This window comes from Streptomyces sp. NBC_01450 (genome assembly GCF_036227505.1).
Taxonomy (GTDB): Bacteria; Actinomycetota; Actinomycetes; order Streptomycetales; family Streptomycetaceae; genus Streptomyces.
The window spans coordinates 225,962-239,802 of sequence record NZ_CP109482.1; the positions used below are offsets into that span (position 1 = coordinate 225,962).

The window sequence follows — 13,841 nt, forward strand, 5'->3', positions numbered from 1 at the left end:
CCCGGCGGCGCGGACGAGCCGTGACCGGCGATCGATCCCCCGGCATCGTCCACGCGTGCCTGACCCGGCAGATCCTCATGCTCGCCGACCGGGCCTGCCAGGGTGCCAGCGCCACCGTCCGCAGCCCCTGCTACGGCCGTGACCTGCCCGAGTGCTACCAGCAGTACAACCGCGACCACGCCGGCCTGCGCGCCTGCGGCGAACGCGCTGTCGCCCGCCTCAAGTCCTGGCGCCTGTTGCGGCGAGCACGCTGCTCGACCAACCACGTCGGCAGGACCGTGGCAGCCGTGCACACCCTCTTGACCTGCCAATAATCAGGATGAAAGAGGTTCAAGTGACGAATTCCGCAGCGAAATACGCAAGTTGCGCATGAGGCAGTCGATGGGGCGCGTCGGCTCTTGTTACGATAATGCCGCCGCGGAAAGCTGGTTCGCCATCCTGAAAGCGGAGATCGGGACGACCATGTGGGAGACCCGCGAGGCCGCCCGGGCCGACGTTTTCCGCTACGTCGAGGTCGAGTACAACCGCAGCCGGCTCCGTCGGCACCCCGACTACGGGGACGTCACCCCGCTCGAAACGAGATCCTTGCTCAGGCAGAGCCTCGTCCCGGCAGCGTAAACACCCGCTGTCCAGTTCGCGGGGGGAACTTCACACGATGATTTCCTCATCGACGAGGACGCCCGCACCGTGACCTGCCCCGCCGGACAGACCAGCATCTCCTGGGCCCACACCCATACCCGGCACGGCGCCCCGATTATCCAGGCGCGCTTCTCCGCAGGCACCTGCCGCCCCTGCCCGCTACGGGAGAAGTGCACCACCTCGCTGAACATCACGTGGGGGCGGGCCCTGACCCTGCGCGAGCCCCGTCAGCGTGCAGCCCTGCAACAGCGACGCCGTGAACAGGGCACCGAAGCCTGGCGCACCCGTTACCGGGCCCGCGCCGGAATCGAGTCGACCATGCACCAGATCGTCCACCGCACCGGCACCCGCCGCACCCGCTACCGAGGCACCGACCGCACCCACCTCGGCCACTGCCTGGCCGCCACCGCGATCAACCTCATCCGCATCGACGCCTGGGAACACGGCACCCTTCCTGAACCGACCCGCTCCACCCACCTCAGCCGACTCCTCGACCCCCACCACTCGAAATGAGAGATCCCCAACGGGGTCCTCCAGCCGAGGAGCAGGTCAAGTGCTTCATCTAACAGATTGAGCTTCTTCAGCGGCCCCTCCGTCGAGTGATGAACCCCCGGGTGTTGACGATGTCGACGAGCAGGGCGCCTACGCCGTGCTGCCGCGAACCGCTGCCCTGGGCGTCACTCGATCGGTGGCCCTTCTGAGAAGGCTCAGTGTTCGGCATCCTCCTCATTCTCTTCTCGTCCAGCCGGACCACGCCGTACCGAACCGGGCGCGTTCCACTCCTGCCGCGTGCTGGCCCGGGCCCGGGCCAGCACCGAGGACTGCAGCTGGTAGGGCACGGACGTCACCATGATGCCCGGCGTGAACAGCAGACGGCCCTTGAGGCGCAGCGCGCTCTGGTTGTGCAGCAGGTGCTCGTACCAGTGGCCGACCACGTACTCCGGGATGATCACCGACACCGCGTCCCGCGGCGACTCCTTGCGCAGGCTCTTGACGTACTCGATGATCGGCCGCGTGATCTCGCGGTAGGGCGAGTCCAGCACCTTCAGCGGTACGTCGACCCCGCGCCGCTCCCACTCCTCGCGCAGCGCCTTGGTCTCCGCCGCGTCGACGTTGACGGTCAGCGCCTCCAGCGAGTCCGAGCGCATCAGCTTGGCGTAAGCGAGGGCGCGCAGCGTCGGGCGGTGGATCTTGGAGATCAGGACGACGGAGTGGATGCGGGAGGGCCGAACGCTGTCGTCGCTCGGGCCCTCGGGAGCCGCGATCTCGGAGGCGACCCGGTCGTAGTGCTTACGGATGGCCGTCATCGTCGCGTAGAAGATGCACATGCCCAGCAGCGCCACCCAGGCACCGTGCGTGAACTTCGTGACCAGGACGACGACCAGCACCAGGCCGGTGAAGAAGGCGCCAAAGGTGTTGATGGCGCGCGAGCGCAGCATGTGCCTGCGCTTGGCCTGGTCCTTCTCGACCGCGAGGTGGCGGTTCCAGTGCCGGACCATGCCGGTCTGGCTGAGCGTGAAGGACACGAACACGCCGACGATGTAGAGCTGGATCAGCCGGGTCGAGTCGGCGCCGTAGATCCACACCAGGAGTCCGGCCGCGCCGGCCAGCAGCACGATGCCGTTGGAGAAGGCGAGGCGGTCGCCGCGGGTGTGCAGCTGGCGCGGGAGGTAGCGGTCCTGGGCGAGGATCGAGCCGAGCAGCGGGAAGCCGTTGTACGCGGTGTTCGCGGCGAGGAACAGCACCAGCGCGGTGGCCGCGGCCAGCACGACGAACAGGAAGCTGCCCTTGCCGAAGACGGCCTCGGCGACCTGGGAGATCACCGGGTTCTGGACGTAGCCGGAGCCGATCGCGACGCCGTTGTGGATCAGGTCGGTGGCCGGGTTCTCGGCCATGCGGACCTTGGTGACCATGGCCAGCGCGATGATCCCGCAGAACATGGTGACGGCCAGCAGGCCCATCGCCGCGAGGGTGCTCGCCGCGTTCTTCGACTTCGGCTTGCGGAAGGCCGGCACACCGTTGGAGATCGCCTCGACGCCGGTGAGCGCGGCACAGCCGGAGGAGAAGGCGCGCAGCATCAGGAAGACCAGGGCGAAGCCGGCCAGGCCCTGATGCTCGGCCTTGATCTCGTACGACGCGGTCGGCGCCTGCATGGTGTCGCCGAGCACGAGCCCGCGGAAGGCGCCCCAGGCGATCATGACGAAGACGCCGCCGACGAAGACGTACGTCGGAATGGCGAACAGCGAGCCGGACTCCTTCACCCCGCGCAGGTTCATCAGCGTCAGCAGCACGATCACCGCGATCGCGCACAGCACCTTGTGCTCGACCACGAACGGGACCGCCGAGCCGAGGTTCTCGATGCCGGAGGCGATCGACACGGCGACGGTCAGGACGTAGTCGACGAGCAGAGCGCTGGCGACGGTGAGGCCCGCCTTGGAGCCGAGGTTGGTCGTGGCCACCTCGTAGTCCCCGCCGCCGCTGGGGTAGGCGTGCACGTTCTGCCGGTAGGAGGCGACGACGGTGAACATCAGCACGACGACCGCGAGGGCGATCCAGGGGCTGTAGTGGTACGCCGACACGCCCGCGATGGACAGGACCAGCAGCACCTCTCCGGGGGCGTATGCAACGGAGGACAGCGGGTCGGAGGCGAAGACGGGTAGGGCGATGCGCTTCGGCAGGAGCGTTTCGCCCAGCCGGTCACTACGCAGAGCCCGCCCGATCAGCACATGCTTTAGATCTGACATCAGTTGAGCCTTGCTCCTCAATACATTCATAATGCATTTATCGTTCACAGGTTCTGAACTTCTTCAGCAGTCGCACCTCGGAGTGATGAGCATGCCGGTGACATAGGTGGTGGCCGGCGCGGCTTATCCCGGACGGCGAGCTCACGCTTGCTGCGGCCCCCGTGGCCGGCTCCGTCGTGCCGGGCCGTCGCCGCTGGCCGCCGTCTGTCCTTCTGCGTGGGGCAACGGGCGCGAAGCGGGATCGGTTCACCGCGTTTCCGCAAGACCGGGCGGACCGACCTGTCGTCCACGACCTGGCGGTGATGAACTGCTCTGCCTGGCCCGGGCGTTGCCCTGAGCGGCCCGCGCGTCGCACTTGAACCGGAAGCATAGGGTGCGAATGTATGTTGGAGCCAGGGGACCGCACAGGGCGCGGGTTGCCGCTACGGAGGTCCGCTGGGGTGGCGATCCCACCTCGTCCTCCGCCGTCGTGGCTCACGCCCCTTCGCCGGCTCGTCGACGTCATCGGGTCTGTCCTTCGTTCCCCTTGGCCATGTACCACGCAGCGGGGCTGTCTGTTGGAGTCGCGTACGAGCCGCCTGGAAAGGAGAGAATGGTGGACGGCATACGCTTTTCGGTACTGGGGCCAGTCCGCGCGTGGCGTGGACCGGACGAGATCGATCTCGGGTCGCCGCAGCAGCGGGCACTGCTGTCCGTGCTGCTTCTCGCCGAGAACGCACCGGTACCGAACAGCGACTTGATCGACGCGGTGTGGGGTACCCGGGCGCCCGCCTCGGCGCCAGCCGTCGTCCGGACGTATGTACACCGGTTGCGCAAATCCCTGAAGGACAGCGGCGGCCCCGCCGGTGCGGAGATAGCCTCCACCGGCGACGGATACCGGCTGATTGTCGGCAAGGAGGCCCTCGACCTGCACGTCTTCCGGGAATTGGCCGTCGAGGCCGAGCAGGCGCGCCGATCGGGGGACACAGTGGCCGCACTCGACTGTCTTCAACGGGCTCTCAAGCTCTGGCACGGCAGCGCGCTGTCCGGTGTGCGCGGCGAGTACGCGAGGTCCCAGCGGGTCCGGCTCGGCGAGATGCGGCTGTCGGCGCTGCTTGCCCAACTGACGCTGAAGCTCGGCCTGGGGGCGCACGAGCAGGTGGCCGCGGAACTGACCGCGCTGGTCGCCGAGCATCCGCTGGACGAACGCCTCCGTGAACTGCGCATGCTCAGCCTGTACCGCTCGGGCAGGCAGGCGGCGGCTCTCGACGTCTACCAGGAGACACGGCTGCTTCTGGCGGACGAGCTGAATGTCGGCCCCGGTGCCGGACTTCGGTCCCTGTACGAGCGCATCCTGCGCGCGGACGCCGAGTTGCTCGCGCCGCCGAGCGCACCGGAGCCTGCTCCGCCTTTGCCCTCACTCGCGCTCCCCGCCGCGGTGGCGGCACCGGAGCCGGCTTCGCCATCACTCCCTGCCGTGGTGGCGCATCTCCCCCCAGATCTGGGGGTGTTCGCCGGGCGGACTGCGGAGCTGGACAGCGTGATGCAGCTGTCCCCGCAGGGGACAGTGGTCATCAGCGCAGTCGCCGGAATGGCCGGCGCCGGCAAGACCGCCTTCGCGGTGCACTGGGCGTGGAAGGTCGCCGACCGTTTCCCCGACGGACAGTTGTACCTCAACCTCCGCGGTTTCGATCCGGCCGATGCCCCCGTGGCACCCGACTACGCGCTGCGGAGTCTGCTGGAGTCCCTGGGGGCCGCCCCCCAGGGTCTGCCCCACGACGTCGACTCGCTGACAGCGAAGTACCGGACTCTCCTCGCGGGCAAACGGGTCCTGGTCCTGCTGGACAACGCCCGCGACGCGATGCAGGTACGGCCGCTGCTGCCGGGCACACCCGGTTGTCTGGTCATCGTCACCAGCCGCAACCAGCTGACCGGACTGATCGCCGTGGACGGTGCCACTCCCCTGAACCTGACCGTCCTACCCGAGGACGAGGCCCGCGCGCTGCTCTCGCGCAGGCTCGGGGAGCAGCGGGTCGCGGCGGAGCCGGATGCCGTAGCGCAGATCATCGCGCGGTGCGCTCGGCTGCCCCTGGCCTTGGCGGTGGCCGCCGCCCGCGCCGCCGCCCGTGGCACCCTCCCGCTCGCGGTGATCGCGGAGGAACTGCGGGACAGTGCGAAGAGTCTGCACGTCTTCCACGAGGGCGGCGATCCCTCCGCTGACGTACGCGCCGTCTTCTCATGGTCGTACCAGGCGCTCTCCTCCGACGCGGCCCGTCTGTTCCGCCTGCTCGCGCTGCACCCCGGTCCCGACGTCACGGTGGCCGCGGCGGCCAGCCTCGGCGGGCATCTCATGCCGTACGCACGGCAGTTGCTGTCCGAACTGTTCCAGGCACATCTCCTGAACGAAGAGACCCTGGGCCGCTACTTCCTCCACGACCTGCTCCGTGCCTACGCGACCGAGCTGACCGACGGCGTCGATTCGCCCGAGGAGGCGCGGGCCGCTCGGCACCGCATGTTCGATCACTATCTCCACATGGCGTTCCGGAGGGCTGAACTGGCGGGTCCAGCACGCGCGTTGATCGGCCTGGCCCCTCTGTTGGAGGGCGTCGTCGTCGATGATGAGGCCATGGACCTGGCCGGTGCGATGCGCTGGTTCGATGTCGAGCGGGCGACGCTGCTGCTGTGTGTGCAGGAGGCTGCCACGCACAGGCACGACGTCCACACCTGGCAGCTCGCGTGGGCCATGGCGCCGTATCTCCATCTGCGCGGGCTGTGGCGGGAGGAGGAGAACGTCAACCGGGCAGCCCTGGAGGCGGCACGCCGGCTAGGGGACCACACCGCCCAAGGCTACGCCCACCGCGGTCTCATCATCGCCATGGCGGGGTACGGCCGTTTCGACGAAGCGGCTGCGCACGCCCGGGAGGCCATCGCGTGCTTCTCCCGGGCTGGGGACACCAGGGCCACCGCGGAGAGCTACGGCACCCTCGCCTGGGCCACCGAACGGCAGGGGGACCTGCACGCGGCCCTGACTGCGGCGCGGAGGTCCCTGGCTCTGTTCCGCGCCCTCGACACCAGTGGTGACGACCGCGCGCAGACGGCCGTGGCCTTCACGCTCAACACCGTCGGGTGGATCCTGATCGCGATCGGCCGGTACGAGGAGGCGCTGCGGCACTGCCAGGAGGCACTGGACCTGTGCGTCGAGCTGGGCGACGAGTCCAACGCGGCGATCATCTGGGACAGCGTCGGCCTCGCGCAGTACCACCTCGGACAGTACGGGGAGGCGGTCACCAGCCTCACCACCTCCCTCGCCCTCGACCAGAAGAACGGGGGCAGTCCCTGGCTGATCGCCGGGACACTCATGCGGCTCGGGGACGCGCACCTGAGCCTCGGCGATCCGGAACCGGCGCGGGCCGCCTGGTCCGAGGGCCTGGAGATCTTGGACCAGCTGAGCCCCTCGGACATCCAGCAGACGCGCATCAGGGATCTGCCCGAGGACACCGCACCGGGGGCCGTCTTCGCGGACGCCTGATCCGGTGCCCGATCGCCTGCCCGTAGACCTTTGTCGGGCCGACGGATTCCCGCTCTTCGCCAGGCTGCTGGGCCGTCGGGCCGCCGAGAATGTCGGCGGCCCGACAAGGGGGTTCGAGGGCAGCCTAAGCGCCAGGGTTACAGCTGCCAGTGGCGGCGGACACCCGGTGGAAGTCGCCGTACCCCGAAGGGACGTGGCGCACCGCCGTCTGCTCGTCGGGGTCCCCCTCGTGCACGGAGAACACGAGGGGGAAGGGAGCACGGCAGGCGACGCGAGAGCAACTGCCCCCACAGCGGGATGGTGACCCGCCGGGCCTCCTCGAGAATGGCGCCGGGTACGAAGCTGCCGGCGTAGAGGTTGGCCGCCACGACGTGCGGCCCGACCGCCGCGAGCCGGACGCTGATGGAGATACGCCTCAGTCCGCCGAGCTGGTGGTGGCCGGTAGATCAGCCGCGTTCGCCAGGCTTGTAGCAGTTCAGGACAGCGATGGAGATCCGGCGGCGAGAGCGGCCGCGGACCTGGATGACGGGGGTGTGCCCGCAACAGGCCCAGGTGTGTGCGGTCGGCCGCGTCATCGAGAAGCCGGACTCGTCCTCGAAGGCGATCCATGCGTTGAGCGCCGCCGCGTCCCTTCCACCTGCGGCCAGGTCTCCTTCACCCAGCCGCAGATCGCCTCCTCGTCGCGTTCTACGGCATGCTCGACAGCGCCCGATCACCCGCCGTTCGTGGAGTGCTGGGCTGAAGCCCGGTGGCCGCCTGCCGGGTCGAGCTGGCGGCCACCGAAGGGGCGTTCGTCCGTGGCGGTCGGAGACAGGGCTCTGACAGGCGCGTTGGTCGGCGCAGGATTCGATCAGGCGACGGTCATGTAGATCGAGGTGAACGAGTCGTTGTACACGCCGGCGAGGGAGTAGATGCCCGTGTAAGGCGGCAGGGACCAGGAGAGGCCCTGGTAGTTCGAGTTCGTGTAGAGCGTCGCCCGCATCGGGGAGTTGTTGTAGACCGACGAGATGTTGTCGTTGATCAGGGACCCGTCGGTGAACTTCAGGTCGTTCTTCTGGATGGTGACGTACTTGTTGGCGGGGAAGGAGTAGGAGGCACCCGAGTAGCCGCCGTCCTTCCAGGTGCAGAGAGTGGTGGCCGAGCAGGTGGGGGTGACCGCGGCCGAGGCGGTGGGTGCGAGGGTGGCCGCGGCACCGACCGCGAGAGCCGTGGCGGTGAGAATACCGACGATCGGACGCTTCACTTCAATCCTCCAGAGAAAAGGGTGCGGACTGTCGACGGTCGCACTGTCCGCGGTTGCACATTCAGAGTGCCGACGGAGGGCGGCCAGGTCATAGAAAGTCGGCGCCAATTTTGCGGGCCGCGAGCAGTTCGCAGCCTCGCTGGACTGGCGCGTGTTTCCGATCGGACGGCACAGTCTTTCTATCTCCCGGGCCCGGCATCGGGCTACGGTCACCGTGTACGCATTCTCTGTATTTACGGCTGTGCGTGCACGTGATGAGAGATACCTCTTTCGTATGTGACTGGTGATTCTTGATGGCGGGCGTCCGTTTCGTTCAGCGGCACTGGTTGTCCTCGCTCATGGCGACGGGCCTGAGCCTCACCGCCTTGGCGGGCTGTACGGCTTCTGAAGGGACTGCGTCCGAGGGCGGGGCGGCGGAGAGGCTACACGCGCGCATGACGCGGACCCTGCAGGACCTCCTCCCCGCGGGCGGGAGCACGGTGCAGCAGCAGAAGGAGAGCGGTGCGGGACCCGCGACCGGGACACCCCCCTACGTGGAGGTCAACTTCCGCGAGGGAGGCAGGGAGGCGAAGGTCAGCGTGGCGCTCACCCGATGGGGGGCGTCTGCGCCTCCGCCCTGCCCGGACACGGCGTACTTCCCCTACAGCCGGTGTACGGAGTCGACGAGGACCGACGGCTCCCGGGTCGCCGTCGATAGGTCGCCGGAGAGTCCGGACCGGCCGTCCGGCGCGAAGGCGGTCACCGTCACCTGGATCGCTGCGAACGGTGACCAGGTCGCCGTACGGCAGAGCCGCCCGTCCGGCGATGGAGCCGCCACCGCGGCTCACCCCCCCGGGCTTCCGCTGACCCAGGCTCAACTCACCGCGATAGCCGTCTCCGCGCGGTGGGGGAAACTGCACTCCCTCCTGCCTCGGCCCAAGCCCTCGACGCCCGAGCCGGTCGCCGCCATGACCGGCCCGCGGATCGCGAAGCTCCTCACTTCGCTGCTGCCTGCCGGAATGCACGCGTCCGGTCCGGGGGGCTCGGACGGGTTCGGGCATATCGTCGTCGACGACGGAAAGGGGAAAAGCCTCGTCGCCGCGAATGTGCAGAAATGGGATCCGGAAGACCCGGGCATCACGAAGATTTTCACGGACGCGCGGACACTTCCCGACGGGACGAAGGCGACAGCGTCCGAGAGACCCGCTCCCGGAAACGGGAAAGGAGCTGTGCAGTTGACCTACGACACCGTTCGCGAGGACGGGTTCCGTGTCGTCATCATGGCAGTCAACGCGCCAGCCTACGGAATTCCAGCAGACCGGGAAAAACCGGCTCTTGATACTGGACAGCTCAAGACGATGGCACTCTCCAAAGCCTGGCGGACCGCCGCGAACCACGCGGACGGGGACCGAGCCGGTTGATCCCCGCCCGGATCGTCGGTCAGTCTCGGCAGCTGTAGTTCTTGATCGTTGACGGATTCGTGCTGGTGAGCGGCCTGATGGGGTGCCCGCGGGAACGAGTACGGCCACCGCGATGATGATCGTCTGTGACAACAGATCAGGACGCGGTGGCCGTGGGCGCCACGATAGCCGGTGGGGTGTGGAGCGAGTGTTTCAGGGCGGCGATGGCGGCGATGGCGGCGGTGGCCGCCTGCTTCCCGCGACGGGAGTCGCGGCTGCTGGCCAGGGACATGGCCGAGGCGATGCTGACGGGGCTCGAGACCCGCAACTGCTGGACGCTCGCTGAGGCGTTGGGGCACGCGTCGCCGTCCCGGCTGCAGCACTTCTTGTCCCGCGGCGTGTGGGATCACGACGCCGTGCGCGACCGGACGGCCACCTGGGCGGCCGGTGAACTCGCGGATGACGACGCCGTGTTGATCGTGGACGAGACGGGGGACGAGAAGTCCTCCACCGACGCCGTCGGGGCGGCAAGGCAATACTCCGGTGCGCTGGGCGGGATCGGTCTGTGCCAGGTCGCCGTCCATCTCACCTACGCCTCCGCACGTGGCCATGCCCCGATCGACCGGGCCCTGTACCTGGGCGCCGACTGGGCCGCCGACGAAGAACGCCGCCTGCTCACCCACGTCCCCGACGACGTGGACTTCGCCACCAAGCCCGAACTTGCTGCCGCCATGCTCACCCGGGCCCGACAGCTGGGCCTGCGTGCACGCTGGTTCGCCGGCGACGAGGTCTACGGCGGGCGCGAACTGCGCCGCAGTGCTCGCCGGCTCGGCTTCGACTACGCCCTGTCGGTCCGCGCCGATCACCAGGTCACCACCCCGGGTGGCCGCTTCACCGCGACCACCCTGGCCGCACGGCTGCCCCGGCGGGCATGGATGCGGATGCTCACCGGTCACGGCCTGAAGGGCGACCGCCACTACGACTGGACCTGGACCGACATCCAGAGCGACGACGCCCCCGACACCGAGGACGACGGGACATCCGTCCTGGTCGTGCGCCGACACCGCTTCACCGGCGAACTCTCCTTCTACCGCTGCTACTCCACCCGACCCGTCACCCTTGCCGGCCTCATACACATCATCTGCACCAGATGGCAGGTCGAAGAGGACTTCCAGCTGGCCAAGGGCGTCACCGGACTCGACCAGGGCCAGACGACCTGCTGGAACTCCTGGATGCGTTGGACCCTGATCAGCATCCTGGCCACCGCCGTCCTGGCCGTCACCCGCGCCCGCACCGCGACCACCACCATGGCCGTCGGCCTCATCCCGGTCAGCGCACGCGAGCTGCTGACCATCCTGCGGGCAACCACCCTGCCCCCGCTCCGCCACGACATCGGCCATGTCCTGCACTGGTCCGCCTGGCGACGCCGTCACCAGGCCATCGCGCAAGCCTGCCACCGGCGCTGGAACAACGTCACCGCCGCCGCGACCACATGACACCACCATGACGATCAAGAACTACAGCTGCCGGGACAGAGTCACGAACCAGACGACTCACTGATCGACTTCACGGAAATCTTGACTGAGCCAGGATTCAACCGCCGCCGACACTGACTCCGGGGCGGAAATGCGAAAGTGCCTTCCTGACCTGGGACGATGAACCTTGCTGAGGGGTTCTGTCGGTCCAGGCGGAGGACACTTTCTACGTGCAGGCTATCGGGTTGCGTCCCAAGGTCCATGTCACTGCTGATGGTTCGGGGGTGGTCGGGCATGCCGGGGCACGGTTGCTGGCGGATCTCGCCGATGCCACCGGGCTGAGCGCCGCGTACTCCGCCGCTCTCAGGCCGCTTCGGCCGCGTGGGACCGGGCATGATCCGGGCCGGATCGCCACCGACCTGGCGGTGATGCTCGCCGACGGCGGCGAGGCCATCGCGGACCTGGCCGTACTGCGGGACCAGGCAGGGGTGTTCGGCCCCGTCGCCTCGAACCCGACGGCCTGGCGGCTGCTCGCCGACACCGACGAGAGGACACTGGCGTCGCTGCGCTCGGCCCGCGCCCAGGCCCGGGAAGTCGCCTGGCTGCAGGCCGCGGAGTACGGCGAGGGCATACCCGCAGCCCGGGCCGCGGGACGCATTCTGCCCGGGCTGGTCCTGGACCTCGACGCCACGCTGGTCACCTGCCACTCGGAGAAGGAGCAGGCCGCCCCGACCTATAAGGGCGGCTTCGGCTTCCACCCATTGCTGTGCTTCCTGGCCAACACCGGCGAGGCACTGGCTGGCCGGCTGCGGCCAGGGAACGCCGGTGCCAACACCGCCGCCGACCACGTCACGGTGCTCGACCAGGCGCTCGCGCAGATCCCCGACGCCCACCGGCACGGCACCGACATCCTGATCCGCACCGACAGTGCCGGATCCGCGAAAGCCTTCCTCGCCCACGTCCGCGACGTGCGGAAACGAGGAATCCGTACCTTCTTCTCGGTCGGATACGCCATCACCGAGCCGGTCCGCCGCGCTGTCCGGGCCATGCCCGACTGCCTCTGGCATCCCGCCCTCAACCAGGACGGGACGCTGCGTGATGGCGCCGAGGTCACCGAGCTGACCGGCATGGTCGACCTGACCGGCTACCCCGTCGGCACCCGCATCATCGCGCGCCGGGAACGTCCGCACCCCGGAGCCCAGCTGTCCCTGTTCGATCAGGACGAGGGCCTGCGCCACCAGGTGTTCCTCACCGACACCCCGTACTGCGATGGCGGCTCCACCCAATTCCTGGAGGTCCGTCACCGCGGGCATGCATGCGTCGAGGACCACATCCGGTGCGGCAAGACCACCGGCTTCGGCCGCTTCCCCTCCCGCGACTTCGCCATCAACGCCGTCTGGCTCGAACTCAGCCTCGCGGCGATCGATCTGCTGGCCTGGATGCGTGTCCTGCTGCTGGGCGGCGAACTCGCCGCTGCCGAGCCGAAGAAGCTCCGCTACCGGCTGCTGCACGTCGCCGCACGCCTCACCCGCGGCGGCCGCCGTCTGCGCTTGCGGATATCGGCGACCTGGCCCTGGAGAAACGAACTGGCCACAGCCTTCCACCGCCTCGCCGCACTGCCCCGTCCCACCGGCTGACCGGCAAACGCCGCCCGCCACGACCCGAAGGACCCTGGAGAACCCGACCACCGCGCCGGGACTCCGCCATGCCCGAGCACCGAAATCACCTCGGCCACCCGGCAGTTACCCCTCGGCGACGCCTCATCACCCCAACCGAAACGGCGAGGCTTATGCGTGCGCGATGCTGCGCACCGAGGGGAGAACTCTCCCTTCCGCATCCGCTCTTGAGCCCTTCACGCTGGGTGAACCGGTGCTCGGTGCGGTGCGCACTCTGCACGGCGATGCGCACCACCGTGCGGTGAGTGCCCTGCACCGTGCGCACCGGACCGGGAGTGAACCGCACCGGTGCGCACCGCTGGTGGAGAAGTGCGTTGCGTTGTGCACTACACATCGCACCGGTGCGCGCCACGATGCGCACTCAGGTGCGGCCGACGACATCGAGGACGACGTCGCCGGCCGCCGTCCCGACCTCTCAAACCGCAGCTAGCCCGTATCCACTGCCGATGTTGCCGCGGACGTCGGCAAGGAACTGGGAGACCTGGTCGACCTCCTGCATGCACTCGATCAGGAACCCCGCCGCGATCCAGGCGGCCTGCGCCCCGCCGCCCGCGTGGCACCACCGCTTGAGGTACCGGCTCGCCACGGCCACCAGCTGCCCGAGGACGTACCCGGACTCGCAGTCGGTGTGCCCATCGGGCACGACGCTGATGTAGTCGGCCAGCAGCAGCGCGCCGAACTCACCGACCAGCAGCGCCAGCTCCTGGCCGTCGGCATGGAACTCCGCGAGCGCTGCCTTGTCCTGCTCGCTGTCCTGGTACAGCCAGACCAGCTCCACATAGTCGGCGGCCCGCGCGATCTGCTCCGGGGCAAGCTGGGGCACCGTCGACGTCGTCGTCTCCATGACGCTTCCTCGCTGTTCGCACGCCGGGCGCCTGCTGCACCCGGCCGCTCTCTACGGTGCAGCCCCTGGCCTGTGGACAGATTTCGGAGCCGGGATGGGGCACCGCTCGTGACGTCGATCACGGACGAACCGTCTCGTCAAGGGGTGGTCAAGGGCCATAACGGACACCCTGGAGCGGTGACCGTCAGGTCGCGGACAAGGGGTGCTTTCTCACGGTGGCTTCGGCCCGTACGCCTCGCGCGTGCGGGCCGGACCTGTCACCGATCCGGCCGCGTACGGCCGGAGAATCCCGAGGACGCGACCACCGCACCCCTCCCGCCCGTCCCGCCGACG

Annotated in this window: 9 protein-coding genes and 3 pseudogenes; 7 read left to right on the forward strand and 5 right to left on the reverse strand. The window is 68.8% G+C overall.

Annotated features, from left to right (window positions below; translation table 11 throughout):
- Window positions 1-38 precede the first annotated feature (38 nt).
- The 3 genes and pseudogenes from OG568_RS60475 to OG568_RS60485 form a co-directional block, all read left to right on the forward strand.
- Window positions 39-314 (forward strand): annotated as a pseudogene (locus OG568_RS60475) (transposase family protein); the annotation flags it as partial.
- Window positions 315-369: 55 nt separating this feature from the next.
- On the forward strand, window positions 370-618 hold the full coding sequence (locus OG568_RS60480; protein WP_329538460.1) for an IS3 family transposase: 249 nt from the start codon (window positions 370-372) through the stop codon (window positions 616-618).
- 69 nt (window positions 619-687) lie between these two features.
- Complete coding sequence (locus OG568_RS60485; RefSeq protein ID WP_329538461.1) at window positions 688-1,152, forward strand: transposase; 465 nt, start codon at window positions 688-690, stop codon at window positions 1,150-1,152.
- 194 nt (window positions 1,153-1,346) lie between these two features.
- Here OG568_RS60485 and OG568_RS60490 read toward each other — a convergent pair whose 3' ends face one another.
- Window positions 1,347-3,383: an APC family permease gene (locus tag OG568_RS60490; protein WP_329538463.1), complete on the reverse strand. Its 2,037-nt coding sequence runs from the start codon at window positions 3,381-3,383 to the stop codon at window positions 1,347-1,349.
- A 592-nt stretch (window positions 3,384-3,975) separates the two neighbouring features.
- On the opposite strand from OG568_RS60490, the gene OG568_RS60495 reads away from it, so the two are divergent.
- Window positions 3,976-6,891, forward strand: coding sequence for an AfsR/SARP family transcriptional regulator (locus tag OG568_RS60495; RefSeq protein WP_329538464.1), 2,916 nt, complete (start codon window positions 3,976-3,978; stop codon window positions 6,889-6,891).
- Window positions 6,892-7,181: 290 nt separating this feature from the next.
- Here OG568_RS60495 and OG568_RS62070 read toward each other — a convergent pair.
- The 3 genes and pseudogenes from OG568_RS62070 to OG568_RS60500 all read right to left on the reverse strand — a co-directional run.
- Window positions 7,182-7,301, reverse strand: a pseudogene (locus tag OG568_RS62070) (alpha/beta hydrolase); the annotation flags it as partial.
- A 42-nt stretch (window positions 7,302-7,343) separates the two neighbouring features.
- Window positions 7,344-7,585: pseudogene (locus tag OG568_RS62075) on the reverse strand (IS630 family transposase); the annotation flags it as partial.
- A gap of 156 nt (window positions 7,586-7,741) precedes the next feature.
- On the reverse strand, window positions 7,742-8,134 hold the full coding sequence (locus OG568_RS60500) for a peptidase inhibitor family I36 protein (RefSeq protein WP_329538466.1): 393 nt from the start codon (window positions 8,132-8,134) through the stop codon (window positions 7,742-7,744).
- Window positions 8,135-8,568: 434 nt separating this feature from the next.
- On the opposite strand from OG568_RS60500, the gene OG568_RS60505 reads away from it, so the two are divergent.
- The 3 genes from OG568_RS60505 (at window position 8,569) to OG568_RS60515 (ending at window position 12,625) form a co-directional block, all read left to right on the forward strand.
- Window positions 8,569-9,534 carry a hypothetical protein gene (locus OG568_RS60505; protein ID WP_329538467.1) on the forward strand — a complete coding sequence of 322 codons (966 nt, stop codon included), beginning with the start codon at window positions 8,569-8,571 and terminating at the stop codon, window positions 9,532-9,534.
- A gap of 125 nt (window positions 9,535-9,659) precedes the next feature.
- A complete protein-coding gene (locus OG568_RS60510) occupies window positions 9,660-11,009 on the forward strand; it encodes an IS701 family transposase (protein WP_329538469.1) in 1,350 nt (449 codons plus the stop codon).
- A gap of 209 nt (window positions 11,010-11,218) precedes the next feature.
- Window positions 11,219-12,625, forward strand: a complete 1,407-nt coding sequence (locus OG568_RS60515) for an IS1380 family transposase (RefSeq protein WP_329538470.1) — start codon at window positions 11,219-11,221, stop codon at window positions 12,623-12,625.
- Window positions 12,626-13,079: 454 nt separating this feature from the next.
- On the opposite strand, the gene OG568_RS60520 is transcribed toward OG568_RS60515, so the two are convergent.
- Window positions 13,080-13,508 carry a hypothetical protein gene (locus OG568_RS60520; protein ID WP_329538471.1) on the reverse strand — a complete coding sequence of 143 codons (429 nt, stop codon included), beginning with the start codon at window positions 13,506-13,508 and terminating at the stop codon, window positions 13,080-13,082.
- Window positions 13,509-13,841 lie beyond the last annotated feature (333 nt).

What these genes read in the sequence shown, in the direction of transcription:
- OG568_RS60505 (WP_329538467.1), top strand. Translation starts at nt 8,569, where the DNA reads ATGACGCGGACCCTGCAGGACCTCCTCCCCGCGGGCGGGAGCACGGTG.
- OG568_RS60495 (WP_329538464.1), top strand. Translation starts at nt 3,976, where the DNA reads ATGGTGGACGGCATACGCTTTTCGGTACTGGGGCCAGTCCGCGCGTGG.
- OG568_RS60490 (WP_329538463.1), bottom strand. Translation starts at nt 3,383, where the DNA reads ATGTCAGATCTAAAGCATGTGCTGATCGGGCGGGCTCTGCGTAGTGAC.
- OG568_RS60480 (WP_329538460.1), top strand. Translation starts at nt 370, where the DNA reads ATGAGGCAGTCGATGGGGCGCGTCGGCTCTTGTTACGATAATGCCGCC.
- OG568_RS60520 (WP_329538471.1), bottom strand. Translation starts at nt 13,508, where the DNA reads ATGGAGACGACGACGTCGACGGTGCCCCAGCTTGCCCCGGAGCAGATC.